The 26,701-nt window shown below is 51.2% G+C and carries 24 protein-coding genes and 1 riboswitch; of the genes, 8 read left to right on the top strand and 16 right to left on the bottom strand.

The genetic code is table 11. The features are described from left to right. Positions 1-9 precede the first annotated feature (9 nt). The 7 genes from rsxD to blr all read right to left on the bottom strand — a co-directional run bounded on the left by rsxD (position 10) and on the right by blr (position 5,487). A complete protein-coding gene (rsxD, locus tag NNN64_RS04030; RefSeq protein ID WP_271440567.1) occupies positions 10-1,062 on the bottom strand; it encodes an electron transport complex subunit RsxD in 1,053 nt (350 codons plus the stop codon). After that, positions 1,063-3,087, bottom strand: coding sequence for an electron transport complex subunit RsxC (gene rsxC, locus NNN64_RS04025; protein WP_271440566.1), 2,025 nt, complete (start codon positions 3,085-3,087; stop codon positions 1,063-1,065). It abuts the gene before it with no gap. Further along, the gene (rsxB, locus tag NNN64_RS04020) at positions 3,080-3,658 is read right to left on the bottom strand and encodes an electron transport complex subunit RsxB (protein ID WP_005121200.1); all 579 of its coding nucleotides are present in this window, start codon (positions 3,656-3,658) and stop codon (positions 3,080-3,082) included. Before rsxB ends, rsxC begins: the two co-directional genes overlap by 8 nt. Beyond that, entirely contained in the window at positions 3,658-4,239 is a 582-nt protein-coding gene (gene rsxA, locus NNN64_RS04015) for an electron transport complex subunit RsxA (RefSeq protein WP_005121199.1), read from the bottom strand. Before rsxA ends, rsxB begins: the two co-directional genes overlap by 1 nt. Before the next feature lie 76 nt (positions 4,240-4,315). Next, on the bottom strand, positions 4,316-4,756 hold the full coding sequence (locus NNN64_RS04010; protein ID WP_271440565.1) for a DUF2569 domain-containing protein: 441 nt from the start codon (positions 4,754-4,756) through the stop codon (positions 4,316-4,318). Positions 4,757-4,847: 91 nt separating this feature from the next. After that, positions 4,848-5,063, bottom strand: a complete 216-nt coding sequence (ydgT, locus tag NNN64_RS04005; protein ID WP_003832804.1) for a transcription modulator YdgT — start codon at positions 5,061-5,063, stop codon at positions 4,848-4,850. Between the two features lie 298 nt (positions 5,064-5,361). Further along, entirely contained in the window at positions 5,362-5,487 is a 126-nt protein-coding gene (gene blr, locus NNN64_RS04000) for a division septum protein Blr (protein ID WP_040233850.1), read from the bottom strand. 241 nt (positions 5,488-5,728) lie between these two features. On the opposite strand from blr, the gene NNN64_RS03995 reads away from it, so the two are divergent. Then, positions 5,729-6,769 (top strand): oxidoreductase, encoded by a 1,041-nt coding sequence (locus NNN64_RS03995; protein ID WP_048211743.1) that lies wholly within the window; start codon positions 5,729-5,731, stop codon positions 6,767-6,769. A 77-nt stretch (positions 6,770-6,846) separates the two neighbouring features. Here the strand turns inward: NNN64_RS03995 and add are convergent, their stop codons facing one another. From add to malX, 3 genes are all read right to left on the bottom strand, one after another. After that, entirely contained in the window at positions 6,847-7,848 is a 1,002-nt protein-coding gene (add, locus tag NNN64_RS03990) for an adenosine deaminase (RefSeq protein WP_271440564.1), read from the bottom strand. A gap of 100 nt (positions 7,849-7,948) precedes the next feature. Beyond that, positions 7,949-9,121 (bottom strand): MalY/PatB family protein, encoded by a 1,173-nt coding sequence (locus tag NNN64_RS03985; RefSeq protein WP_271440563.1) that lies wholly within the window; start codon positions 9,119-9,121, stop codon positions 7,949-7,951. Positions 9,122-9,131: 10 nt separating this feature from the next. Beyond that, positions 9,132-10,724 (bottom strand): maltose/glucose-specific PTS transporter subunit IIBC, encoded by a 1,593-nt coding sequence (malX, locus tag NNN64_RS03980; RefSeq protein ID WP_271440562.1) that lies wholly within the window; start codon positions 10,722-10,724, stop codon positions 9,132-9,134. Positions 10,725-10,893: 169 nt separating this feature from the next. Here malX and NNN64_RS03975 point away from each other — a divergent pair, with 169 nt between their 5' ends. Next, positions 10,894-11,922: a Mal regulon transcriptional regulator MalI gene (locus NNN64_RS03975; protein WP_137381259.1), complete on the top strand. Its 1,029-nt coding sequence runs from the start codon at positions 10,894-10,896 to the stop codon at positions 11,920-11,922. 57 nt (positions 11,923-11,979) lie between these two features. Here the strand turns inward: NNN64_RS03975 and NNN64_RS03970 are convergent, their stop codons facing one another. Both NNN64_RS03970 and manA read right to left on the bottom strand, forming a co-directional pair. Continuing rightward, positions 11,980-13,488 (bottom strand): YdgA family protein, encoded by a 1,509-nt coding sequence (locus tag NNN64_RS03970; RefSeq protein ID WP_271440561.1) that lies wholly within the window; start codon positions 13,486-13,488, stop codon positions 11,980-11,982. A 107-nt stretch (positions 13,489-13,595) separates the two neighbouring features. Next, entirely contained in the window at positions 13,596-14,771 is a 1,176-nt protein-coding gene (gene manA, locus NNN64_RS03965; protein WP_005121190.1) for a mannose-6-phosphate isomerase, read from the bottom strand. A 263-nt stretch (positions 14,772-15,034) separates the two neighbouring features. Here manA and fumB point away from each other — a divergent pair, with 263 nt between their 5' ends. After that, positions 15,035-16,681 carry a class I fumarate hydratase gene (gene fumB / locus NNN64_RS03960; RefSeq protein WP_271440560.1) on the top strand — a complete coding sequence of 549 codons (1,647 nt, stop codon included), beginning with the start codon at positions 15,035-15,037 and terminating at the stop codon, positions 16,679-16,681. A gap of 141 nt (positions 16,682-16,822) precedes the next feature. After that, entirely contained in the window at positions 16,823-18,226 is a 1,404-nt protein-coding gene (gene fumC, locus NNN64_RS03955; protein WP_271440559.1) for a class II fumarate hydratase, read from the top strand. Here fumC and tus read toward each other — a convergent pair. The 3 genes from tus to NNN64_RS03940 form a co-directional block, all read right to left on the bottom strand. After that, entirely contained in the window at positions 18,223-19,152 is a 930-nt protein-coding gene (tus, locus tag NNN64_RS03950) for a DNA replication terminus site-binding protein (protein WP_271440558.1), read from the bottom strand. The two genes, fumC and tus, sit on opposite strands and share 4 nt — an antisense overlap. Before the next feature lie 73 nt (positions 19,153-19,225). Beyond that, entirely contained in the window at positions 19,226-20,527 is a 1,302-nt protein-coding gene (gene rstB / locus NNN64_RS03945) for a two-component system sensor histidine kinase RstB (RefSeq protein WP_271440557.1), read from the bottom strand. A gap of 696 nt (positions 20,528-21,223) precedes the next feature. Continuing rightward, complete coding sequence (locus tag NNN64_RS03940) at positions 21,224-22,015, bottom strand: PhzF family phenazine biosynthesis protein (RefSeq protein WP_271440556.1); 792 nt, start codon at positions 22,013-22,015, stop codon at positions 21,224-21,226. A gap of 258 nt (positions 22,016-22,273) precedes the next feature. Here NNN64_RS03940 and NNN64_RS03935 point away from each other — a divergent pair, with 258 nt between their 5' ends. Both NNN64_RS03935 and NNN64_RS03930 read left to right on the top strand, forming a co-directional pair. Next, the gene (locus tag NNN64_RS03935; protein ID WP_271440555.1) at positions 22,274-22,753 is read left to right on the top strand and encodes an outer membrane beta-barrel protein; all 480 of its coding nucleotides are present in this window, start codon (positions 22,274-22,276) and stop codon (positions 22,751-22,753) included. Between the two features lie 10 nt (positions 22,754-22,763). After that, on the top strand, positions 22,764-23,009 hold the full coding sequence (locus NNN64_RS03930) for a hypothetical protein (RefSeq protein ID WP_271440554.1): 246 nt from the start codon (positions 22,764-22,766) through the stop codon (positions 23,007-23,009). 170 nt (positions 23,010-23,179) lie between these two features. On the opposite strand, the gene NNN64_RS03925 is transcribed toward NNN64_RS03930, so the two are convergent. Further along, positions 23,180-24,472, bottom strand: coding sequence for a voltage-gated chloride channel family protein (locus NNN64_RS03925; protein WP_271440553.1), 1,293 nt, complete (start codon positions 24,470-24,472; stop codon positions 23,180-23,182). A gap of 87 nt (positions 24,473-24,559) precedes the next feature. After that, a riboswitch (Fluoride riboswitch) is annotated at positions 24,560-24,621 on the bottom strand. Positions 24,622-24,697: 76 nt separating this feature from the next. Here NNN64_RS03925 and NNN64_RS03920 point away from each other — a divergent pair. Next, positions 24,698-25,528, top strand: a complete 831-nt coding sequence (locus tag NNN64_RS03920) for an aminoglycoside phosphotransferase family protein (protein ID WP_442870697.1) — start codon at positions 24,698-24,700, stop codon at positions 25,526-25,528. Between the two features lie 121 nt (positions 25,529-25,649). Further along, on the top strand, positions 25,650-26,678 hold the full coding sequence (locus tag NNN64_RS03915; RefSeq protein ID WP_271440551.1) for a HoxN/HupN/NixA family nickel/cobalt transporter: 1,029 nt from the start codon (positions 25,650-25,652) through the stop codon (positions 26,676-26,678). Positions 26,679-26,701: the final 23 nt, after the last annotated feature.

The raw sequence follows: 26,701 nt of genomic DNA, 5'->3' as shown, positions 1-26,701 counted from the left end.
GCGTTGTCCTTAGCGATGTCCGTACACACGAGGACGGGTGTAATAATCAATCAGCGGAACGGTGATATTTGCCAGTAACACGGCAAAGGCCACGCCATCAGGATATCCCCCAAAACTACGAATCAGCCAGACCAACAGGCCCGCAAGCGCGCCAAAAATCAGGCGACCACGGTTGGTTGTTGATGCCGTAACGGGATCGGTAAGAATAAAGAATGCGCCCAGCATGGTAGCACCGGAAAGCAGATGCAACTGCGGTGATGCCAGCGACGCCGGAGAGAAAAACCAGCCTAACGTTGAACAAACGGCAAGTGACAGCAGAAAACTAACCGGGATATGCCAACGAATTGCTTTTTGCCATAACAAAACGATACCACCCGCCAGCCAGGCAAGGTTTACCCACTGCCAGCCAGCGCCCGCGAGCATGCCGCTGTAAATCGGATACTGCATCACCTGCTCAACAGTATGTCCCGCGTGCAGGGAGGTCTTAAAGGTGTCCAGAGGCGTTGCCTGACTAATACCATCGATGCCCATGCGTAGCGTGTTCATATCGCCGCCGCCGGCGGTATGTCCGCTAAAGATAACGTTTAAAGCATCAAAAAATCCGGGCACCGTAGCGGCAATTTCATGCGGTGGCAGCCAGCTTGTCATCTGCACCGGGAATGAGATCAACAGCACGACATAACCAATCATTGCCGGATTAAATGGATTCTGCCCAAGACCGCCATACAGTTGCTTGGCAATGATAACGGCAAAGACGGTACCCAGGATCACCATCCACCACGGAGCCAGAGGGGGAATACTGACGGCAAGCAGCAACCCTGTCAGCAGGGCGGAGTTGTCTTTCAGGGTCGCGGCTACGGGCTGTTTACGTAGTTTAAGCACGCCCGCTTCTGCAGCGATGGCACTGACCGATGCCAGCGCTATCTGGAACAATGTACCCCAGCCGAAGAACCACCATTGAGCGGCAATTCCTGGTAATGCAGCAATCAGAACCAGCATCATGATACGCGATGTCTGACGCTGGTTATGGGTATAAGGGGAGCTAGCTATTCTGAATACCATTTATTCCTCGTTTACAACCTGCTGCTGTGCGGCTTTCTTGGCCTGAGCGCGTGCAATAGCGGCCGCAACGGCAGCTTTGCGCGGGTCAACCGGCTCGGCGGGGTCTGTGGTGGCTTGTTGCTCAAGCTTCCGGGCTTTGGCGCGGGCAATAGCGGCTTCGACGGCGGCTTTGCGCGGGTCAACCGACTCGGCGGGTTCTGTGGTGGCTTGTTGCTCAAGTTTCCGGGCTTTAGCGCGGGCAATAGCGGCTTCGACGGCGGCTTTGCGCGGGTCAACCGACTCGGCGGGTTCTGTGGTGGCTTGTTGCTCAAGTTTCCGGGCTTTGGCGCGGGCAATAGCAGCTTCGACGGCGGCTTTGCGTGGATCCGTACCCGCGCTGCTGTCCTCTTCTTTTGACAGATTTTCACTGCGTGCGGCGCGAGCCTGCGCTTTTCGCGCTTCACGTGCGGCAATCACTGCGCTGTTATCAGGTTTTTCACCCGCCTGGATGACAACCGGCTGCATCGCCTGAGCCTGTTTCTCTTTTACGCGAGCCAGTGCGGCAGCGATGGCATCATGATCTTTCGCTGCAGGTTGTACAGCTGCGCTTTTATGCCGTTCAAGACGTGCCGCTTTTTCACGCTCAAGCCGGGCCTGGCGGGCCTCAAAGCGTGCTTTTGCTTCTGCAGCACGTTTTTCTTCCTGACTGATGGCGTAAATCTCAGCCTTTTCCTGACGGAAGTACTGTACCAGCGGGATATTGCTTGGGCATACCCATGCACATGCGCCGCATTCAATGCAGTCAGCAATATTGTGGGTTGTCGCTTTATCATGCTGCTGGCCTTTACTGAACCAGTAAAGTTGCTGCGGCAGAAGATCGGCAGGGCAGGCATCGGCACAGGCGCTACAGCGAATACAGCCTTTCTCTTCCTGCGGTTCACCCATTTCACTGGCAGAAGGCGCAAGAAGGCAGTTGCTGATCTTCACGATAGGGACATCCAGCCAGGGCAGGGTAAAGCCCATTAGCGGACCGCCCATGATCACCATCTGGTCAGCAGAAGGACAGAAACCTGCATCGTTGAGCAGGTGACGAACAGGTGTACCCAATCGCGCCCAAACATTGCCTGGGCGACTGACTGCTTCGCCCGTTAGCGTGACCACTCGCTCTGTGATTGGCTCGCCGTCAATAACGGCCCGCTTGACAGCATAGGCAGTCCCCACGTTTTGCATCAGCACCCCGATATCGGAGGAACGTCCACCGTGAGGAACCTGTTTACCGGTCAGAATTTGCGTCAGTTGCTTGGCGCCGCCTGACGGGTATTTAGTGGGGATGACACGTAAGCTGATATCGTGAGAATCAGCCAACACAGCGCGCAGCATGGAGATGGCCTGCGGTTTGTTATCTTCAATACCCAGCAGAACTTCACGCGGTTGAAGAATATGAGCAAGTATGCGGATACCTTCGACTACCTGAGCCGCACAATCTTGCATTAAGCGGTCATCGGCGGTGATGTAGGGTTCACATTCAGCGGCGTTGATGATCAGTGTTTCAATTTTATCACCGCCACCTTGCAGTTTGACGCCAGTTGGAAAACCTGCGCCGCCGAGTCCGGCAACACCGAATTGGTGAATACGGGCTATGAGCTCCTCGCGGCTGTGGGCACGATAATTTGCCCAGCCGTCACGCTCAATCCAGCGATCCTCACCGTCCGCATCAATGATGACGCTAAGTTCAGCTAAAGCCGAAGGATGCGCGGTGGAGTGCGGGGCAATGGCAACAACGGTGCCGGATGTTGGGGCGTGCACGGGCAGCATTCTGCCGCGCCCACGGGTTAGCGCCTGACCACGCAGCACGGTGTCGCCCACATTGACACACAGTTCACCTTCAGCGCCAATATGCTGCTTCAACGGAATAATAAAGCGCGGAGCCAGCGGAACCTGCCGCAGCGGTGTCCCGTTAGATTGGGTCTTCATTTCTGGTGGGTGAATGCCGCCATCAAAGTCCCAGATTTTATTTTTTCTGAATGCGGAGAATAACTTAAGCATGTTGTTCCACAGGAATGATGCGCACAGGAATAGTGTTTAAATCCCACTTCCAGCTGTCAGGTGTTTCGGCGACCGGGCGTAATTCGATACATTGGGTCGGGCACGGATCAACGCACAAGTTGCATCCGGTGCACAGATCGCTCATCACCGTGTGCATGGCGCGCGTAGCGCCCACGATGGCATCGACCGGGCAGGCCTGAATACATTTTGTGCAGCCGATACAGTTATTTTCATCAATGACCGCCAGCATACGGACGGGGGTAGCATCCTGCTCATCACCATCAATAGGTTGCGGATCGACGTTCAACAGGGTCGCGATTTTTAGCATCACCGCTTCGCCACCAGGGGCGCAGCGGTTTATTTTTTCACCCTGACAACCAATCGCTTCAGCATAAGGACGGCAGCCTGGGTAACCGCACTGTCCACATTGGCTTTGCGGGAGAATTTCATCAATTTTCTCCACGACCGGATCATCCTCGACGGCAAATCGACGAGAGGCATAACCCAAAATAGCGCCGAACGCCAGACCCAGCAGACTTACTGCGGCAACGGCAATCCAGATAGCATTCATTACAACTTCACCAAACCACTAAAGCCCATAAAGGCCAAAGACATTAAACCAGCGGTAATCAGCGCAATCGCATTACCGCGGAACGGGGCAGGAACGTCTGCCACGGCGAGGCGTTCGCGAATTGCGGCGAACAGAACCATCACCAGTGAGAAGCCGACGGCGGCGGAAAAACCGTACAGCGCCGACTGTAAAAAATTATGCCCAAGGTTGATGTTCAGCAACGCCACACCCAAAACCGCGCAGTTAGTGGTGATTAGCGGTAAGAAGATCCCCAGCAGGCGATACAGCGCAGGGCTGGTTTTGCGTACAACCATCTCGGTAAATTGCACTACCACGGCGATGACCAGAATAAACGCCAGCGTGCGCAGGTAGATGAGATCGAGAGGGATAAGGATCCAGGTGTCAATCAGCCATGCGCAAATGGATGCCAGCGTCATTACAAAGGTCGTGGCGAGGCCCATACCCATTGCGGTTTCCAGTTTTTTGGAAACGCCCATAAAGGGGCATAAGCCCAGAAACTTGACCAGTACAAAGTTATTGACCAGTACAGTTCCGACAAACAGCAGCAGGTAATCAGTCATTTTTCGGCCTGAAATAAAAAAGCCGCCTATTATCTGACAATCTACAACAGGCGACAACAGGTTAACTGTAGGGTTATTACGGGTTCACAAACGTTGTCTTAACGCGTTGCGAGCGTTTGAAATAGGGCACCAGCAGCGCAGCCGCCAACAATGGGAACAGCAACTGACGCACGGCAAATGCATCCGGAACAGGAGAGAATGCAAACGCTTTAATCGCCAACAACACTGAGATCAGCAGCCATATAATATAGTGCTTTGGCACACAGGCTCTGCGTTTGAAAAACGCGACGGTCAGCCACAACGTGTAGTACCACATGGCGATAGCGGTAATAAAGGAGACGCCCCATAGCAGCAAATTCGTCGTACTTTGCTCGCTCAGCGTGTGGAATGTCTGCGGTGTGGCCAACGCAGTGACATACAGCAGTAACGCCAGCGAAGCACTTAACAACGCGACTAACAGCCAGGCCAATGGCCCAAGTAGCCAGCCTCCGATACGTTGTGCCGGTGTTGTAGTCATTTCATCTCCAGGTTTACGCGCGCGAACAGACATGCCGTTCATTTTGGGGCAATTATTATAAAGCTTTTAACGTCAGACGCTACTTTCTTGTTTATTGCACGTAATGCCAGACGGATTTTGGCACCTGACCGACATCGAACAGGCGACCTCCCGAAATGAGCTCGGCACGACGGTGGTCTGCAGCGCGATACATATTGATAATGTCGCTATCGTCAGTCAGTGTGTAGTTAAGATGATCGAACAATTTTTCCAGACTTTCTAGCGAACTGATTTTGCGGAATTTTAATAAGTAATCCTGAACAGTCATAAAAGGCAATCCATATTAATAAAATAATACTAACGGAGTAGTAAATATTAAAAAACAACCAACGTTGTACAGGTAAACGCGAATTTGCACGCAAATGTAAGAAGAGTTTTCAACCCTGTGGGAAACCAGGCGCTATTCGCGCCTGCGGAAAGGGTAACGCGCTTCACGATCGCAGGCAATACGCGCTGGAGCGGGATGCGGCATAATTCGCTTTTTTTTTGACAAAAACTGATCTTTTACAGCCCTACCCAGCAACCATCGCGGAGTTAACTGCCAGGCTATAACGGGCTGCGTATATTTATTTTTTCTGTACTGCAGCGACGGGTTCCGGTGGTTGGTAGTTGTCAATATGATTGGCAACACCCAACAGGATCACGGAGACCACGAGAACAATCCAACCTGTTAATTCAATAAGACGATTCATTACTGACGACATTTGCTTTGATTTATCCATAAACACAGGTAGCAAATGTTACTTATCAATAAATAATACAGCAAGAGCATTGGGAACGATTTCGATGACTTTTTCGCGGCAAGTTAACTCTAAGTGGCATATGTTTGACTTAAGTTAAGCAACAGCCTTTGTAGCACAAAGGTTATTAAACTATTGTGGCGCTACTATCTATGGTGTGAAATAGGCCAGATCTGAATTGAGAGGCAAAAACATGAGTGACAACATCCGCGTTGGGCTAATCGGCTACGGTTATGCCAGTAAAACTTTCCATGCCCCCCTGATCGTGGGCACTCCGGGTCTGGAACTGGTTGCGGTGTCCAGTAGTGATGAAACAAAAGTGAAGGCGGACTGGCCTTCAGTGGCAGTTGTTACTGAGCCTAAACACCTGTTTAACGACCCGAGTATTGACCTGATTGTGATCCCTACACCCAATGATACACACTTCCCGCTGGCGAAAGCGGCGCTGGAAGCAGGTAAGCATGTGGTTGTTGATAAGCCTTTCACTGTGACACTGTCACAAGCGCGCGAGCTGGATGCGCTGGCCAGAAGCGTAGGTCGCCTGCTTTCTGTCTTCCATAACCGTCGCTGGGACAGCGATTTTCTGACGCTGAAAGCGTTGCTGGCTGATGGCGCGTTGGGTGAGGTGGCTTATTTTGAATCTCATTTCGATCGCTTCCGCCCGCAGGTCCGTGACCGCTGGCGTGAACAGGGTGGCCCAGGGAGTGGTATCTGGTATGACTTAGCGCCGCATCTTTTAGATCAGGCAATTAACCTGTTTGGCTTACCCGTTAGTTTGACGGTCGATCTGGCACAGCTCCGCCCGGGGGCGCAGTCAACAGATTACTTCCATGCCATCCTGACGTATCCGCAGCGTCGGGTGATTCTGCACGGAACGATGCTGGCAGCCGCTGAGTCTGCTCGTTATATCGTTCACGGATCGCGTGGCAGCTATGTGAAGTATGGTCTGGACCCACAAGAGGAACGTCTTAAAAATGGTGAGCGCCTGCCGCAGGAAGACTGGGGTTATGACATGCGTGATGGTGTACTGACACGCATGGAAGGCGATGAGCAGGTGGAAGAAACCTGGTTAACCGTGCCAGGCAATTATCCGGCGTACTATGCGGGTATCCGTGATGCGCTGAATGGTAACGGCGAGAACCCGGTTCCAGCCAGACAAGCCATCCAAATCATGGAACTGATTGAGCTGGGCATTGAATCGGCGAAACACCGATCGACACTGTGCCTTGCCTGATAATGTCCAGGCATCTTATCCGGCCTACATTGTAACGTAGGCCGGATAAGCGTTAGCGCCATCCGGCAATAAAACCACTACGCTGCGGCGACTTTCTCACGCAGTGCTTGTTTCTCTACATTGCTCAGGAACGCCATTTCCAGACCATTGATTTGCGCCTGGCGAATCTGTTCACGCGTTAATCCTGCAGCCGGGGCGGCTACGGTGTATTCGTGAATAATATCCACGCCCTGAACCGCCGGATCGTCCGTATTCAGACTGGCCAGTACACCGTGCTCAAGGAATGTTTTCAGCGGATGCGTCGTCAGTGAGGCGACGGTACTGGTTTGAATATTCGATGTCAGGCAGGATTCAATACCGATACGCTGCTCGGCGAGAAAATCCATCAGGGCGCGATCTTCGACGGCTTTTACACCGTGGCCAATACGCTCTGCTCCCAGTTCTCTGATAGCTTGCCAGATGCTTTCCGGGCCCGCCGCTTCACCTGCATGAACCGTGATATGCCAACCTGCGTCGCGCGCACGGTTGAAATGGGACAGGAACAAACTACCCGGGAAACCGAGTTCATCGCCGGCCAAATCCAGTGCTGTGATGTGATCACGGTGCGCTAGCAGTGCATCCAGTTCCTGCAGACAGGCAGCTTCGCCGAAGGTACGGCTCATAATGCCAATTAAACGGGCTTCAACGCCAAAGGTCTTGCAGCCCTCGCGTACGCCGGCAATAACGGCTTCAACCACACCTGCAACAGGGAGTTGATGCGCCATAGCCATGTAGCCTGGAGAAAAACGTAATTCAACGTAATGCAGACCATTACGTGCGGCATCCTCGATATTTTCAAATGCGACGCGACGACAGGCATCCAGCGATGCCAGCACTTTCACACCCCAGTCAAGCTTTGACAAAAAACTGACCAAATCAGGCTCAGTTGACGTTACCTGCACGTGAGGGATCAGCGTTTCAAGTGTTTGAGCAGGAAGCGTTAAATTAAACTGACGACCAAGATCCAGGATCGTTTGGGCACGGATGTTCCCATCAAGGTGGCGATGGACGTCGGTTAAAGGAAGGGAAGTATCAATCATGGTCGCACTCATGTTTTTAGGTAAAGTGCGCAGTATTATAAGAATAAATCGGGATAAAAATCTATGTTGCGCAATGATTAATTTCATTGCGCAACTTTAGTTAACGCAGAGAGCGTAGGGCGTTAATTAATCCCTGAACGCCTTTCTCAAGTTTTGAACGGGGGCATCCGGTATTCAGGCGCACAAAACCGCATCCTTCCTCTCCGTAGGTCGATCCCGGCATGATCGCCACTTTTTGCTGGTGAATAAGCGCATTTTGTAACGCCTGGTCATCAACCTTGAGCGGACGTAAGTCTATCCAGGCCAGATAGGTGGATTGTGGGATCTGCCAGTTAAGTTCAGGGAATGCGATATTAAGTTCATCAGCAACGTAATGCAGGTTGCCGGCAAGATAATCCCGTAAGGCATCCAACCAGTGCTCACCTTGCTGATAGGCGGCAATATGTGCTGTGAGCGCCAGCACCGCAGGAGAGGACAACCCATCGCGTCCCTTTAGCGCACTGAGATAATCGTTGCGGCTACTGGCGTCTTCGATGATCCCATACGCGCCGGTTAATGCCGGGATATTGAAACTCTTGGAGCCGGAGGTGAGTAGCGCCCAGTCGCCGCGTGCGACATTGATCCATGGGATATGCGGTTGGTCTCCCCACACCATATCCATATGGATTTCATCGGAAATGACGTTGACACCATGTCGCTGGCATAAGTCAGCCATGGTTTCCAGTTCCTCGCGCGTCCACACTTTGCCTGTTGGATTTTGTGGGCTGCACAGCAGAAGAATTTTACTCTCGGGTCGTGAGAGAGCTGCCTCCAGCTTTGCCATGTCGCAATACCAACCGTCGCTCCGCTTTTCCAGAGCGACGGGGAGCACTGTGCGCTGGTTGCCTTCGATAGCCTTGTAGAAAGCATCGTAAGCTGGCGTATGGACAACGACCGCGTCGCCAGCAGATGACCACTGGCGGATGAGTTCAGAGACCATATAGATAACTGAGGGGCCATATACCAGCGACTGAGGATCGATCCGGGTATTGTGACGAGTGAGAAACCAGTGGCTAATGGCCGCCAGAAATTCGTCATTTTTCCAACGGCTATATCCTAATACGCCATGTGACAGGCGCTGGGTCAGCGCCTCCAGAATGCAAGGGGCCGTTGCAAAATCCATATCAGAGATGGTGAACGGCAGCAGATCGGCAGTGCCGAAACGGTCAGCGACATAATCCCACTGGGTACACCATGTTCCTTGCCTGTTCACAACCTTTGAAAAATCAAACATGTCGTTGTCCTCACGCCTGTACTGTATTCATCAGAACCGCGATTTCGTCTTTCACTGACTGGACCTGCGGGCCAATAACGACCTGAAGGTTATGCTGATTGAGCTGTACCACGCCAATGGCCCGGTTGTCTTTCAGTGCCTGGACATTTACGCGTGACATATCTTTGACCGACAAACGCAAACGGGTAATGCAGTTATCCAGACTAACGATATTCTCTGCGCCGCCCAGTGCCGCCAGAATTGCCGGGACATTGTAGCCAGATTTACCGGGTGTGCCTGCCATCACTTTCTCGATATTGCTGGCAACTTCGACATCACGGCCCGGTGTTTTCAGATTAAAGCGGGTGATCGCGAAGCGGAAGATAACGTAGTACACCGCAAACCAGATGGCCGCGACAACAGGGACCAGGTACCACTTGGTTGACAACCCGTGCAGGATCCCGAACACCACGAAGTCAATCAGGTTACCGTCTGTGTTGCCAATAGTCACACCGAGCACTGCCATCACGGTAAAGCCGAGGCCGGTCAACAAGGCGTGGATCACGTACAGAACCGGGGCAACAAACAAGAACAAGAACTCGAGTGGTTCAGTGGTACCGCCAATGACGCAGGCAATCAGACCTGAAATTAATAACCCTTTAATTTTATGTCGATTCTCAGGACGAGCACAGTGATACATTGCTAATGCAGCACCTGGCAAACCGCCGAGGAATGCCGGCATTTTGCCCTGAGACAGGAAGCGGGTTGCGCTTTCAGAGAAGCCTTGCGTGGTTGGGCAACTCAGCTGCGCCTGGAAAATAGTGAGTGCGCCACTGACGCTATGACCACACACTTCCTGGGTACCGCCCGCTTCAGTAAAGCGAATGAGAGCCACCAGAATATGATGCAGGCCAAAAGGCAGCAGAAGACGTTCACCGGTACCAAACAGCATCGGACCAAATTCACCTGCGCTGTTGATGATATTGCCAAGCCCGGTAATACCCATCGCAAATACAGGCCAGATCAGAGGGATAACTAACCCAACCAGCCCCATGACCAGTGAAGAGATGATGGGAACAAAACGGGTGCCGCCGAAGAAAGCCAATGCGTCCGGCAGACGGATATTGTGGAAGCGCTCATGCAACATCCAGACAATGATCCCGGCGATGACGGCCCCGAGGATACCGGTGTCGATCGACTGGATACCCAGGATGTTTTGGATATTATTGGCCTTCAGGATTGCCGCATCTGTGGTGGGTAAAATCCCTTTCGCCGTCAACCAGAAGTTAACGGCAAGGTTCATGACCGCGTAGCCAACAAACCCAGCAAATGCCGCCACACCTTTGTTCTCGCGCGCCAGACCGAGAGGAATAGCAATACAGAACATCACGGGTAAGAAACTAAAGGCGAAAGAGCCGACTTTACTCATCCAGGTAAAAAGAGCCTGAAGCACCGGGTTACCCAATGCGGGGATCAGCGTTAAGACATCATGGCTGCTTAACGAACTGCCGATCCCCAACATGATCCCGCAGAAGGAGAGCAGAGCCACGGGCAACATGAAGGTTTTGCCCAACTGCTGGAAAAATTCCCATAACGTTATTTTTGGTGTGGTTCTCGTCGTCATCTAACGACTCCTCGTGAAAGCTCGGTGACTAATGATGGCGAGAAGATAAAACGTTTTACCTAATTTTAGTGCGGTATAAATCACATTATCGAATGATAATAGGGGGTATAACTATAACCGATTGATAAAACGTTTTATCCGTCACGTTATCAGGGAGTTTTCTGTTTTTATGGCTATAGCCAAAAAAATAACCATCCATGATGTTGCGCTGGCTGCGGGAGTTTCGGTCAGTACAGTCTCATTGGTGCTTAGTGGAAAAGGGCGTATCTCATCCGCAACCGGGGAGCGGGTAAACGCTGCCATTGAGCAGTTGGGGTTCGTACGTAATCGTCAGGCATCGGTACTGCGTGGCGGTCAGAGTGGTGTGGTCGGGCTGATTGTACGCGATCTGTCTGCGCCATTTTATGCGGAACTGACGGCAGGTCTGACGGAAGCATTAGAAGCACAGGGTCGGATGGTCTTTCTTTTACACGGCGGTAAAGACGGTGAGCAATTGGCGCAGCGTTTCGCGATGCTACTCAATCAGGGCGTGGATGGTGTAGTCATTGCGGGTGCTGCTGACAGCAGTGATGCACTGCGACAGCTGGCTGAAGAAAAAGGGATTCCGGTCGTATTTGCCTCCCGAGCCAGTTATCTGGATGACGTCGACACGGTCCGACCCGACAACATGCAGGCAGCGCAATTGTTGGTTGAGCATCTTATTCGGCACGGTCACCAGCGAATCGCGTGGCTGGGAGGACAGAGTTCTTCTTTAACCCGCGCAGAGCGTGTCGGCGGCTATTGTGCGACGCTGCTAAAATATGGTTTACCGTTTCATAGTGATTGGGTTCTGGAGTGTTCATCCAGTCAAAAACAGGCAGCCGAAGCCGTTACTGCACTGTTACGCCGCAACCCGACGATCAGCGCCGTTGTGTGTTACAACGAAACCATCGCTGTTGGCGCCTGGTTTGGTCTGATGAGAGCGGGGCGTCAGAGCGGCGAAATTGGCGTCGATCGCTATTTTGAACAGCAAGTTTCACTGGCTGGATTTGCGGATGTGGCGGAAAACGCGCTGGATGACATTCCCATTATCTGGGCCAGTACCCCGGCACGCGAAATGGGTTACACCCTGGCTGAACGTATACTGCAGCGCATTGGTCATGATGACAGCCATTCCCGCAATCTGACGCTTTCCGCCCGACTGGTCACGCAGAAGTAGCTTGCCGAAAAGCAAAAGCCCGATAAGCAGTATTATCGGGCTTGGTTCAGAGCATCATTACTGTTGTGGAACTGCCGGAGCATCCGGTTCGCCAAGGGTCGGCATACCGAACATACCAACAAACTCATCCAGTGGCATCTTCTGCCCGTTGAGTGTTACCTGGCCATTGGTGTACTGCAGGCTGGAACCGATGGTGTTGTCCTGCATCGTGGTAATGCGGAACATCTGCCCCATCGCTGCCAGACCATTGACCTGCTGTTTAGCCAGACCCGCGGCTTGCTCCTGCTGATAGCCTTCAATTTTGGCTATCTGTGTCATGAACTCAGTCGCCATATCCACAGGAATAGTCAGCTTCGCGTCCAGTGATTTGACAGAACGATCCACTTCCTGAGCCAGCGTTTGTGGCTCTTCTTTGGTCGCGGTTGGATCTTTAAGCAGCAGCGACAGGTTAAACGTCGTTTCGCCTTTCGCATTTTTCCAGCTTAACGGCGCAATGGTGATTACGGGTTCACCCTTCATCAGAATGGGCAGCGCATTAAAGAATGCTTCCGTCACTTTCTGCTGATAAAGCTCTGGGTTTTGGACGACATCAATCTGCGACATCAGTGCCTTGGTTTGGGCACTGTACTGCTGGCTGAACTGATGCAGGGCTTCACCGTCAATCTGACCCACTTTCAGCGTCAGCTTACCGCTACCCAAATCCTGGCCCTGTAATTTAAGGCTGTTCAGGGTGTAATCCAACTGACTGTTCACGGTTTTTCCATCGTTAATCAGATCGGATTTACCATCAATTCCCATGCCTTCCAGCACGGCCAGCTCTTTGCCTTCGACCGATATCGACAGTTTATCGAGAGACAGCTTCTGGTCGCCGATGCGTTCACCAAAACTGGCGACGCTGCTGGACCCTTCGGTTGTCAGGTTATTAAAGGTAACTTGCACCTTCTGGTCGTATTCGTTGACTGCATTAACCTGACCGCTTTGCGCAGCGCCCGTCAAGGAAACCGCGTTACCGTCTTTATCTGCGGTGAACTGGAATTCCCCACCGCTGAAGGCCACTTTTTCGTCGCCTTTCTCGTAGTTCAATGGTTTGAGGGAGAGGTCTGAACGGGTGTCACCACTATAGCTAATTCGGGAGTTGATAACGAAAGGAGACTCGCCTTTGGCTATATCAAACAATGGCTTAGTGACATCGTTATTCACCAGTGTTGTTCTCACCGAAGCCATAGCAGGAATGAGGTTCAATGACTTAAGCTGGGTTAACGGGAAAGGGCCGTGATCCACCGTTTCATCCAGAACGATAGTTTGGCCTGCTTTCAGCCATGCGTTTTCCTGTCCGGCGATGGGTTTCACTACCAGTTGCAGTTGGCTATTGAACACGCCGCGCTGGTAGTTTTGATAACTCAGTTCAATTCCTGCCTCAGGTGAGTAGCGTTTGATCTGATCATTTGCCTGCGTCACCATCTCGGCGAGATGCGTTTCCAGTTTCTTTCCGGTGTACCAGGCGCCGCCCGTCCAGACGATACCCAGCGCAACCACCACACCCGCAGCTACCAGCGATTTTTTCATTTCGATATCCATAAAATAAAACCAGGCGTTTGAAGACGCCTGGAGGAGTGACATGTTTTTAACTCTCTACTAGCTTAGCAAGAGTTGTTAAAAATATCAGTATCTTGCTAGAGCTTGTTGTAAACACGCGCTAAACGGCCGACGCCGCTGACACTTATTGGCGATTCATTCGCACTAATAAATGCGGATTCCCCCGGTTTTAGTACCAGACGTTGATCGCCTTTGCTCAGTAGCGCTTCACCTTCTATGCAGAACAAAATCGCCGCGCTGTGCTGGCTAATCACGGCTTCCCCGGCAGACAGTTCATGCAGGGAGAAGGCGAAATCATCAACCGGGATCGGGAAGTCGAGTTCACCACCGGTTTTGACCGGAGTGGTCAACAGTTGGTTCGCCGGTTTTGCGACAAATTTAACGTTGGCCACCAGCTCCGGAATATCAATATATTTTGGTGTCAGCCCAGCACGCAGCACGTTATCAGAGTTTGCCATGACCTCAAGTGCCACACCTTGCAGATAGGCGTGCGGTGTTTCGGCGAACAGGAACATCGCTTCGCCAGGATTTAGCTTCACCACATTCAGCAGCAGTGGGGAGAAAAGACCGCTGTCGTTCGGGTAGACATCAGCGATAAGGCGAATAGTCTGCCACGGTTCGCCTTGCTGGCTGTTAAGGGCTGATTTCAGTATTGCCAGTGCATGCGATTTTTCCTGGTCCTGCATATTTAACAGGCTGGCGAAAAGGTAGCTCAGGCGCTCGGCACCGGGTTCCTGTAAAAAGTGAGCAATGGCAGGGTGTGCGCCAGCAACTGGTTGTAACAATGCAACGATGTCAGAGAACTCGCGAAACGCATTCATCGCCAGGAATGGCGTCAGGGCAAAAACCAGCTCTGGTTTGTGGTTCGGATCTTTGTAGTTACGCTCAGCGGCATCCATTGGGATCCCGGCTGCGTTTTCTTTGGCAAATCCTATCTCAGAGTTGTGTTTGTTCGGATGGACCTGAATAGAAAGCGGTTGAGCGGCGCAGAGCACTTTAAACAGGAAGGGCAGTTCGCCAAAGCGTTTTGCTACGGCATCGCCTAACAGTGCGGATTTATCGTGCTCGATAACATCGCGCAGAGCAACGGGTTGGCCATCGGCCCCTTGAACCTGAGAGCTGCTTTTCGGATGAGCACCCATCCACAGCTCGGCCATTGGCTGCTGGGTTGGGTTGGCAATGCCATAAAGTTCCGTTAACGCAGTTTTACTTCCCCAGGCGTAGTGTTGCACTGAGTTGATGAGTTTTTGCATTATCAATGCCCTGTTTCAATGTTGAAAAATCTCTGGCTATTAAACCAAGAAACCCCGGACGAAGTAACCTGCACGTGCAAAAAGTCGTACTAGTCTCAGTTTTTGTTAAAAAATTGTGTAGGATATGGTGACTCGCTTTTAATACCCTGAGTAATTCCGGTTGCAGAAAGCCATACCTTCTACAACCCGATCTGCGGCAGGGAAGCAGGGCAATGGAACATCTGCCCAGAGAATAACCAGACCGAGCAGTAAGTGAGAGCACAATGTCAAACAAACCCTTTCATTATCAGCATCCCTTTCCCCTCAAAAAGGATGATACCGAATACTATCTGCTGACCAGCGACCATGTTTCCGTTGCCGAATTTGAAGGGCAGGAGATTGTCAAAGTTGCGCCTGAGGCCTTAACTTTGCTGGCTCGCCAGGCGTTTCATGACGCATCGTTTATGCTGCGCCCTGCACATCAGCAGCAGGTTGCAGACATTCTGCGCGATCCGGATGCCAGCGAAAACGATAAATATGTCGCCCTGCAATTCCTGCGTAACTCTGATATCGCAGCAAAGGGCATTCTGCCGACATGTCAGGACACCGGCACAGCGATCATCGTGGGTAAAAAAGGACAGCGTGTCTGGACCGGCGGCGGTGACGAAGCGGCGCTGGCGCGTGGGGTTTATAACACCTACATCGAAGATAACCTGCGCTATTCACAAAACGCCGCGCTGGATATGTACAAAGAGGTGAACACCGGTACCAATCTGCCAGCACAGATTGACCTGTATACCGTCGACGGCGATGAATACAAATTCCTGTGCATTGCCAAGGGCGGTGGTTCGGCGAACAAAACCTATCTGTACCAGGAAACCAAAGCGCTGCTCACACCAGGCAAATTAAAAAATTACCTGGTGGAGAAGATGCGAACGCTGGGAACAGCAGCTTGCCCGCCGTACCACATCGCGTTTGTGATTGGTGGAACGTCCGCAGAAGCCACGCTGAAAACGGTGAAACTGGCTTCGGCGAAATACTACGATGAGCTGCCGACCGAAGGTAACGAGCACGGCCAGGCATTCCGTGATGTTGAACTGGAAAAAGAACTGCTGATAGAAGCGCAGAACCTTGGTTTAGGTGCCCAGTTTGGCGGGAAATATTTTGCACACGATATCCGTGTGATCCGCTTACCGCGTCACGGCGCGTCGTGCCCGGTTGGCATGGGCGTTTCTTGTTCAGCGGATCGTAATATTAAAGCCAAGATCAACCGTGAAGGGATCTGGATTGAGAAGCTCGAACACAATCCTGGCAAATATATCCCGGAAGAACTGCGTCAGGCAGGCGAAGGCGAAGCCGTGCGTGTCGACCTGAACCGTCCGATGAAAGATATTCTGGCACAGTTGTCGCAATATCCGGTTTCTACTCGCTTGTCGCTGAATGGTACGATCATCGTTGGACGTGACATAGCACATGCGAAACTGAAAGAACGTCTGGATAACGGCGAAAGTTTGCCGCAGTATGTTAAGGATCACCCAATCTATTACGCCGGACCGGCAAAAACGCCGGAAGGTTATGCATCTGGCTCGCTTGGCCCAACCACCGCCGGTCGCATGGATTCCTATGTTGATCAGCTTCAGGCCGCGGGCGGGAGTATGATCATGCTGGCAAAAGGAAACCGCAGTCAGCAGGTTACTGACGCTTGCCATAAGCATGGTGGTTTCTACTTAGGCAGCATTGGTGGGCCAGCGGCTGTGCTGGCCCAGGGCAGTATCAAGAGTCTGGAGTGCGTGGAATATCCCGAACTGGGGATGGAAGCCATCTGGAAAATTGAAGTGGAAGATTTCCCGGCGTTTATCCTGGTGGATGACAAAGGCAACGATTTCTTCCAGCAAATTCAGACGTCGCAGTGCGCACGCTGCGTTAAGTAACGTCAGCCGCCCTACGGGGCGGTTTTTTTTACCGCACGAACCACCAAACGACAGTTTTTTCCTCGTTAATACTCATAAGACCAATGCAAGTGGGCAATGTCGAAACATAACCTAATCAATCGTTAATATAAGGAGCAGGTAATGGTAACGGTACGCCGCGAGAATGATTCTATGGGTGCGATCGATGTTCCGGCCGATAAACTCTGGGGCGCGCAAACTCAACGATCGCTGGAGCATTTTCGCATTTCAACAGAGAAAATGCCGGTCTCGCTGATCCACGCGCTGGCGCTGACTAAGCGGGCCGCTGCGAAGGTTAACCAGGATTTGGGTTTGCTGGCTGCGGAGAAAGCCTCCGCCATCATGCAGGCTGCTGACGAGGTGCTGGCAGATAAGCATCGCGATGAGTTTCCGCTGGCTATCTGGCAGACCGGTTCCGGCACGCAAAGCAATATGAATATGAATGAGGTGCTGGCAAACCGGGCCAGCGAATTGTTGGGCGGCGTGCGGGGAATGGAGCGAAAAATACATCCGAACGATGATGTCAACAAAAGCCAAAGTTCAAATGATGTTTTTCCCACGGCAATGCATGTCGCCGCGCTGCTGGCTTTGCGTGAGCATCTGATCCCTCAGTTGAATGTGTTGACCACCACGTTACGTGAAAAATCGCATGCCTTCGCCGACATTGTCAAAATCGGCAGAACCCATTTACAGGATGCGACGCCACTGACGCTGGGTCAGGAAATCTCTGGTTGGGTGGCAATGCTGGAGCATAACCTGAAGCATATCGAACATAGTCTGCCGCACGTTGCTGAACTGGCGTTGGGCGGTACGGCGGTAGGGACCGGGCTGAACACTCACCCGGAATATGCCGAGCGGGTTGCGGATGAACTGGCTGTGTTGACCTCTGCACCTTTTGTCACCGCGCCGAATAAATTCGAAGCGCTAGCCACCTGTGATGCACTGGTACATGCCCACGGTGCACTCAAAGGCCTGGCCGCATCGCTGATGAAAATCGCCAATGATGTACGCTGGCTGGCATCCGGTCCGCGCTGCGGCATTGGCGAAATTTCTATTCCTGAAAATGAACCGGGCAGTTCCATCATGCCGGGCAAGGTCAACCCGACACAATGTGAAGCCCTGACTATGCTGTGCTGTCAGGTCATGGGTAACGATGTTGCCGTTAATATCGGCGGGGCATCAGGGAATTTTGAACTGAACGTCTATCGCCCGATGGTTATCCATAACTTCCTGCAATCGGTTCGTTTGTTGGCAGATGGTATGGAAAGCTTCAACGAGCACTGTGCGACAGGGATCGAGCCAAATCGTGAACGCATTGATCAGTTGCTCAACGAGTCACTGATGCTGGTAACCGCGCTAAACACCCATATTGGCTACGATAAAGCGGCTGAGATTGCTAAAAAGGCGCATAAAGAAGGACTGACCTTAAAAGCGTCAGCCCTGGCGCTGGGATATTTAACCGAGGCCGAATTCGACAGTTGGGTCCGCCCGGAACTGATGGTCGGTAGCATGCGACCGGGTCGTTAATCCGCTACATACAGGTGCAACCGTGGGATAATCAGTCTTAACGGTTGCGCCTGAGGCTTAAAACGGTGCTGAACATTGTCAGCATCGTAGTTCATTAATCCTCCGATATCCGGCACCGTCATGCCGTTTTCGTTATTTATTAGCGCAATTAATGGCGTCGGGCAGGCATATTGCACCTGTTTTTGCTGCCCTTTGTACCAGACGCGGGCGATGGGTTGTACTTTGACCGGGCGTTTGATCTTCAATTTTGCCTGTTGTGGTAGGGCAGCGATGTCCTGGTATTCGCGCTCAAGCCTGGCCTGCCACTCTTCGCGTGTCCACGGATACACGCTGCGTGGTGACGTCAGGCTCTTTTCCAGTTGTTGCAGTACCTCATCACGCGTCAGGTTCTTAATAATGTGCTTGTTGGCCCAGCCAAATCGCAGGGTAGCCGGCTCTCTGACAACCGTTAGCGTCCGATAGGCGTTCAACGTAATCAGCCCTGGTAAGTGGCGGTGCACCCATTCAAAACGCGCGGCCGATGGCAGACCAGACTCTACGGTGACAATACGCTCAAAGGTGGTTTTAAGCTGATTAATACGTTGTATTTGCTCTTCCAGGATGGCTTGTGTGCCGGTATCCACCTGATAGCAGAGTACCCCCGGCAGGCGGACAGCCGCTTTGCTACTGCGATTCTCGGACTGCTGTTGAATAAACAGGTGGCGATAGTGGCGTAGTGCCAGGGTTTCCGCCTCTTTACCCAAGTGCTGTTTTACGTCGATGGTTTCCAGTGGCGCGTGTTCTGCCTCTTTCACCACTTCCGGCAAAGAGAACACGCGAGCAATCAGTAGTGTCTGCTGTTGCAATTGCGCGGTGAGGTGTGCCAGTTCTTGTTCCATCTGGCGAAAGGTTCCGTTTAAGCGTTCGACGAGATCGTAGCGAGCCATAGATTTACCATTTTAGTTACAACATACTTTTTTATAGCACAAGATACCCAGCCTGACCACCGAGCCGTGTAGGTCAGGCAGCTGAAAATTCAGGTATGTTATGCCAGACAGGCCAACTGAAGGAGAAGCGGGCACCACCCAGTTCACTTTCATCACAGACCACCGTACCGCCCATAGCCAGAGCGATAGAGTGGACGATGGCGAGGCCAAGTCCGCAGCCACCTGTCGCCCGGTCACGGCTGGGGTCCAGACGTACAAACGGTTCAAAAATTTGCTCGCGCGCAGCAGGCTCGATGCCGGGTCCATCATCTTCGACGATCAGCGTTGCCTGACTCCCATTGAGTTGCAGGCTGGCTTGCACAGTCGACTGGCAGTATCGCAGAGCGTTATTTAACAAATTATCCAGCACACGCTCCATCAAGCGCATATCCAGTGCGCCGTAGTCTCCGATCTGAAGATGGCGCAGGCGTACCGCACGATCAGGGTTGACGCTTTGTACATCTTCCAGATGGGTTGTTAGCCACACGGGCAGGTTCGGAACACTGAGTTTTAGCTCATTTTGCGGCCTATCCAGACGAGCATAGGTGAGCAATTCTTCAATTAACGCTTCCAGTTGACCAATATCGCGGTTTAGCGCCTGCGATTCCTGCTCGGTGAGGTTATCGCTCATCTCAAGGCGGTAACGCAATCGCACCAGCGGTGTACGAAGCTCATGGGCAATGCCGTCAATCAGCTGTTTCTTACTGGCTATCAGGGCATTGATATTGTCCGCCATTTGGTTAAACGCCACGCCCAGACGCTCAAAGCTTGAGCCGCTGTCAAAGTGCAACCGCTCATTAAGATGTCCTTCACCAAAACGCTGTGCTGCGGCCTCCAGTCTGAGCATCTCTTGCCAGTGTGGGCGCATCCAGATCAGCACAGGGAAGGCCAATGAAATAGCAATGAAGGCCATCAGCGCGACGTCCAGCAAGCGCATCTGGTGCAGGAAATAGAGATAAGGTACGGGGCCGACAGCCAGTACATAGTGGCTTCGCGGAATTCGTTGAATAAAGGTGTACTGATCGTCGAGCGCAACGATATCGCCTTCCCGTAAGCGCTGCATGGTGGGAGCATCAAGATGGTATTTATTCAACGGTTCTACGCGAAGATCAAAAGACAGATTTAAATCCATCTCTTTCAGGGTTTTCCCCCAGTCTCGCGGTGGGATTTCGCGTAATTCGCTGCGCATCAGATACAACGAACTTTTCATCAAGTCGTCGAGCGACTGTCTACCCGCACGTTCTGCGGTGAATTTGTACACCAGGCCAACCAGCAGGGTCATCACCAGAAAACAGACAAACAACAAGAGATAAAACTGCACAAACAGTTTTTTCATACAAATCACCAAACACTCAATAGGTTAGCTAATGTGCAGTTGCCAGCGGAACAGGTGGGCGGTATCACTGTATCCACTGACGCACAGGGTGAATATCAATCCGACCACCATCAACGCACTTGTCCTGGCAGATTACACGGTATAAACCATTTCTGCATTCTTATGAGCTACCATGCGACTATACAGGATCGCCATTTAATGAGCCTAACGCAACGCAAGACCAACCACTCAATAGGCCTGCATCCGTGAAAAAAGTTCGTTTTATACAACAACGAGATCCTGCGCCGACACAATAGCGAAACCACTTATATGAGTATGTGTATTTTCACCGACAATTAGGTGGCTTATTTTTGAGCGGAACCGATAAGGTTATATATACCTGAAATAGCAACACTGACCTTCTTTAAATAAATTTAAATGTAGAGGTGGTTTTTTTTTGGATTCTGATTGGTTGTGATGAAAATAAACGAATAGCTTGATAAGTGAGGGAGGCCAGAGGCCGTTATTCGAGTGTACCGAATAATGCCTCAAGATCTCCATAGAATGAAACGCTGTCATTCTCCCATCTTCTGTAAACGGCGATACCGGATTTATTCCCCGTTTTTCGGTCATGCCGACCGATACGGCTGTCTACACCCGTCGGCTTGCAGTTGTAAGTTCTTAGGGGGGGCTACACTCATGGAACTTAGCGCGGTACTAGCGCAGAAACACCTTTCCAATCATATAGGTCGTTGCCTGTCCACCTATATAGACACGATCGCCCACGAGCTGGCAGCGTAACTCTCCGCCGCGTTCGAATCCCTGGTGTGCCAGCATCTGCATTTTGTTTAGCTGCCTGGCCCAGTAAGGGATGAGCATCGTGTGCGCTGAGCCGGTGACAGGGTCTTCTGCCACAGCCTCCCCTGGGCAGAAGAAACGGCTGACAAAGTCGTATTCGCCTTCACTTGGCGCGGTTATACAAACCATTTTCCCGAGAGGGATCATGGCATTAATATCCGGTTTAACCGCTTCAACTTGCTGCTGATTCTCCATCACCACCATATAATCACGCGCCATGCGTACTTCTTTGTATTCCGTGATACCTAACGTTTGCAGTAGTAATGCCGGCGGTACAATAGATTCAGTTTCCCATGCAGGAAAATCAAGCGTCAGCCATTTGCCATTGCGACTTACCGTCAGTGCGCCGACAAATCGGGTTTCAAAATGAATAATGGTGTTTGGGTAATTAAGGTGTTCAAAGATGACATGTGCCGCAGCAAGTGTGGCATGGCCACAGAGGTTGATTTCGCCCTGAGTCGTAAACCAGCGTAATTCAAAACCTTTCTGTGTCGGGACGAAAAAAGCGGTTTCCGACTGGTTATGCTGCTTTGACATTTTTAATAGTGTTTCATCAGGCAACCATTCTGTGAGCGGGCATACTGCGGCAGCGTTTCCGCCAAACGTGGTAGTGGTAAAAGCATCTATCATAAAAAAATCAATTTGCTGCATAGCGGAAACCTCTCATCAGTTCTGGCGGAAATCGCACTCTAGCACGCCATATTAATCCGGTATTTAGAATTCTTTATCTATCTGAATTATTTTCTATTTCGCTACCCGCTATGATTTTTATTTAATGTAAAATTTCATTTGAAATACTACTTCTTGATAATTCTGAATGCTGGAAAATTACCCTAATATACTTTTGCGATGTGATTATAAATTCAGTTGATTATTCTGATTTGTTACTTATTGATGATAGGAATGGTAATGGGATTGTTAAATTTCAACAGTGGTTTGTTCATTGTGGTATTGGCATTGTCTGCATCTGTTCTGGCCGGTGAAAATGTGATTACCGGCGGTTATGTTCATACCAAAACAGCAGGAAAAAGCCTGAGTGGTTTTAATGCGAAGTATGGATACACGCCCGATGAAAGTGATTTGGGTGTCATCTCCTCGCTCTCTATTTCCGCTGACAATGAAAACGATATTGACCGTGGATATGGTTCTGCTCTGGTGGGGGCAAGTTATCGCATAAACGATGTCCTCAAACCCTACGTATTGGCGGGTATCGCAAGGGGAGCAATAAAGGCTGATGGTGATACAGATACATCTACTGGCTTTGCATATGGAGCGGGTATTCAGTTAACCCCCATTGCAGGTTTCACTATCGATGCGGGCTATGAAGGTTCTAAGATCTTTGGTTCACAAGCTAATAGTGTGGTTCTGGGTGCGGGCTGGAAATTCTAAGGTATCTATTTTGAAAAAGTTAATGATGACGGTTTTATTCACCTCTGCCATATCCTTATTATCCGGCTGTGTGACTGAACAACAACGAGTAGACAGATGCGTAGCAACAGGCGTAAGTCGTGATACTTGCTACCATGAGGAAAAAGAATACTGGCGTTCGGTGAATGCTAACTACGCGACCGAGCGTGCAGCGGAAACCCAGGCTGATGCTTTCAGAGAAGGCATGGGAAACAATAAACATAAAAAGAAAAGGTAGGGAAGTTAGGTAAGCTATTGGGTTATGGAAACGATGATTAATTATAATGTCAACAGTTCACGGCAGGTGGTATGACGTTGGCATTATTTCTGGGCGCGGCTTTGTCGACTGAGAGATAACGACAAAGCCTGCGCCTTATTGGACAACTCTCATTTTTGTAGCCAAATGATTTAATCCCGTTTGTGGGTATTTTCCGCGAGGAAAGCCGGTATATCCGCCAGTTTAATGTTCTCGGGGACAAAACCGTGTTTCGGGCAGGCAACACGCTGAGAACGATAAATACCGGTATAACCAGATATCAACCAGGCCACCGCACAGGCCAGTGCGGCATAAATTCCCGTGTCGGCTCCAAATAACTCAATGGCCATCAGTGTTGAAGCGACAGGCGTATTTGCGGCCCCGGCAAAGACAGCGACAAACCCCATACCCGCAAGGAAACTGACAGGTAAATGCAGTAGTGGTGCAAGTGCATTACCCAGTGTGGCCCCAATATAAAAAAGTGGGGTGACTTCTCCTCCTTTAAAACCTGTGCCCAGTGAGACCGCGGTAAATACCAGTTTGCCCAGAAAATCCCAGGAGGGGAGCTGTTGCCGGAAAGCATCCACGATCACCGGAATGCCGAGGCCGATATAGCGATCTGCCGCCAAAAAGTACACCGCGACGGCCACGACAAGTCCCCCAATGAACGGCCTAAACGGTGCGTAACGAACGGTTCGCTTCATAACGCTACCAATGGTATGCGTGAGGTTAGCGAAGACCCGCGCGGTAAAACCAAAGCAGCAACCAGCGATAATTACGGCAATCAGTGTCCATGCAGAGAAATCAGGGACCTGAGAGATGACGTAATGTGTATGTTTTACACCCCACAACAAACCTGTCTGATCGGCGACGATAGCAGCAAAAATACAGGGAATAAGTGCATTGTAATTCATGCGGCCGATCGCCAGCACCTCAAGACCAAAGATTGCACCCGCAAGCGGGGTGCCAAATACGGATGAAAACCCCGCGCTGATGCCCGCCATTAGAACAAGACGCCGGGAGTCAGGTGTCAGTCTAAAAATACGCGTAAACTGATCGGCGATGGATGCACCCATTTGTACTGCCGTTCCTTCACGCCCAACTGAGGCACCAAACAGATGAGAAATCACGGTGCTGATAAAAACCAGCGGCGTCATGCGTAGGCGGATGATGCTGTGAGGATGGTGGATTTCATCAAGAACGAGGTTATTGCCACCCTCAACGGCGCTTCCGTACAACAGATAAATCCATCCTACAATGAAACCGGCGACAGGAAGTAACCAGATAAGCCAATGGTGGTTGACTCGGGTCGTAGTGGCCCAATCAAGAGAAAACAGGAATAATGCAGAAGCTGTGCCGGTTAGTACGGCGATGAGCAAAGCAAGGCCAAGCCATTGCCCGAGTGCAGTTATTGAATTATTGAGCAGAAAGTGATTTGAGCGCATTGACGCATCCTCAGATGAGTTATCATCCCGGACACACAGCGCAGCATGGCTAAAAATACGTGCACCTGCTTCTTCCCGGTCCGGGAATATAAAGCAGGCATCATTAGCCACATGGCGGTTCAAGGGGGAATGCCATCCCCTGTGTGCGCTATATTACTATAAGAATCGATTCAGCAAAAGAGCGTAGACTCCTGGCTAACATGAGGGAACACAGTGGAAAAATGCATGTTTCAAACCTGGCTTCGCCACTGGGCGCTCATTCCTGACGGCAATCCGGTTATGACGCGAACATCAGCGCTATTACCCGTTACCACAATCAAAGAGGGCCGGAAAGCCATGCTTAAGCTCACCGATGATGAAAATGAGCGTACTGGTGGTGAGCTTATGGTGTGGTGGAATGGCAGCGGTGCGGCGCAAGTGATCGCTCATGATCATGGCGCGACCCTGCTAGTACGCGCAACAGGAGCGGATTCGTTATCCGCGATGTCCCGAACGGGGGAGGATGCGCAGGCATGCCGTATTCTTTGCAATACCGCCCGACAACTCCATCGACCAGCCAATGCGTCTACACCGGTATTAACACCGCTGCGGCACTGGTTTCGCCATCTTGCCCCTGCGGCGAAAATTTATGGTGGCGTCATGACGCGCTGTGCAGAGATCGCAAACGAATTGTTCTCTTCTCCTCAGGATGAGGTCGTATTGCATGGTGACTTACATCACGGCAATGTCCTCGATTTTGGCCCGGCAGGCTGGCTGGCAATTGATCCCAAGGGGCTGCTGGGTGAGCGAGGGTTTGATTACGCTAATATATTCACGAATCCTGACCTTGCCGATCCCCGCGTTGCTATCGCGACAGACTCAAATATTTTTAAGCAACGCGTGCAACTTGTCTCTGAGATAGCCGGGATTGAACGACAGCGACTGCTGATGTGGATAGCCGCATGGTGTGGTTTATCTTCTGCATGGTTTCTGGAGGATGGGGAAAATGCGGCGATAACCTTGCGCGTCGCGGAATTAGCGATTGCTGAACTGGACGAAGAGAGCAGGCAACTTTGATCTAAGACACTGGGCTGGTAATTCTTAAACGTTATCATTAGGCTGGTAAACGTTTTATTAATCTATCAGTGTACGGCGGTGATGTTGTGTTGTTTATTACAAAACGAGTGGGCCGGAAATAATGACTTCGTTGTTTTCATTAATAAAAAAACGGCCAAACCTCATATTGCTGGTGGTTTTTCTCATCGGATCAAACATAGTCGCCTGGCTCTGGGCATTCACCGCGTTTAGGCATAATACGTCACTTCTGGCATTGAGCCTGATCGCGTGGTGTTATGGTTTGCGTCATGCAGTCGATGCCGATCATATTGCTGCCATAGATAGTGCGACGCGAAAGCTCATGCAGCAAAAGAAACGCGCACTGACGACGGGGGCATGGTTTTCTCTGGGACACTCCACCATCGTCGTGCTGGCAAGCATGGGTATTGCTCTGACCACCAACGTATTTAAACAACATATGGTATGGTTTCAGAATATTGGTGGCATTATCGGCACCACCGTTTCTGCCGCATTTCTGCTTATTCTGGCTACCATCAACCTCATCATTTTCTGTCAGGTCTGGAAGGCGTTCCGTCATCTGAAACATACCGGTATTTATGATCTCTCCACGGAAGATGTCACGGTTTCAGGTCCGCTGAGTTGGCTATTCCGCTCAGCCTTCAGGCTAGTTGGGAAAGACTGGCACATGTATTTTGTTGGTTTCTTATTTGGTCTGGGCTTTGACACTGCGACTGAAATCTCGTTGTTGGGCATATCAGCTTCAAGCGCCTCCAACGGGATGTCTGTCTGGTCCATTTTGGTCTTCCCGGCACTGTTTACCTGCGGTATGGCGCTGATTGATTGTCTCGACAGTATACTGATGGTTGAGGCCTACGGTTGGGCATTCAATAAGCCACAACGTAAGCTGTATTACAATATGACCATTACCGGAACCTCAGTGATTGTGGCGCTGTTTATCGGCGGACTGGAGGGGTTGAGCCTGCTGTCTGATGCGTTTTCGTTACAGGGCGGGCTGTGGGACACGGTCAGTAACTTAAGTGACCACATGGGCAACGTCGGGTTTGCCATTATTGGTGTCTTTATTGCCTGTTGGATTATTTCCGCATTGAACTACCGCTGGAAAAAATATGACGGTCTGACGTTCGGTTGAGGTAGAAAAATCGATTCGCCATC

The organism is Citrobacter sp. Igbk 14, from assembly GCF_028069825.1.
Taxonomy (GTDB): domain Bacteria; phylum Pseudomonadota; class Gammaproteobacteria; order Enterobacterales; family Enterobacteriaceae; genus Citrobacter.
Note: the sequence above shows the minus strand (reverse complement) of the source record. Positions and strands in the feature narration are given on the sequence as shown.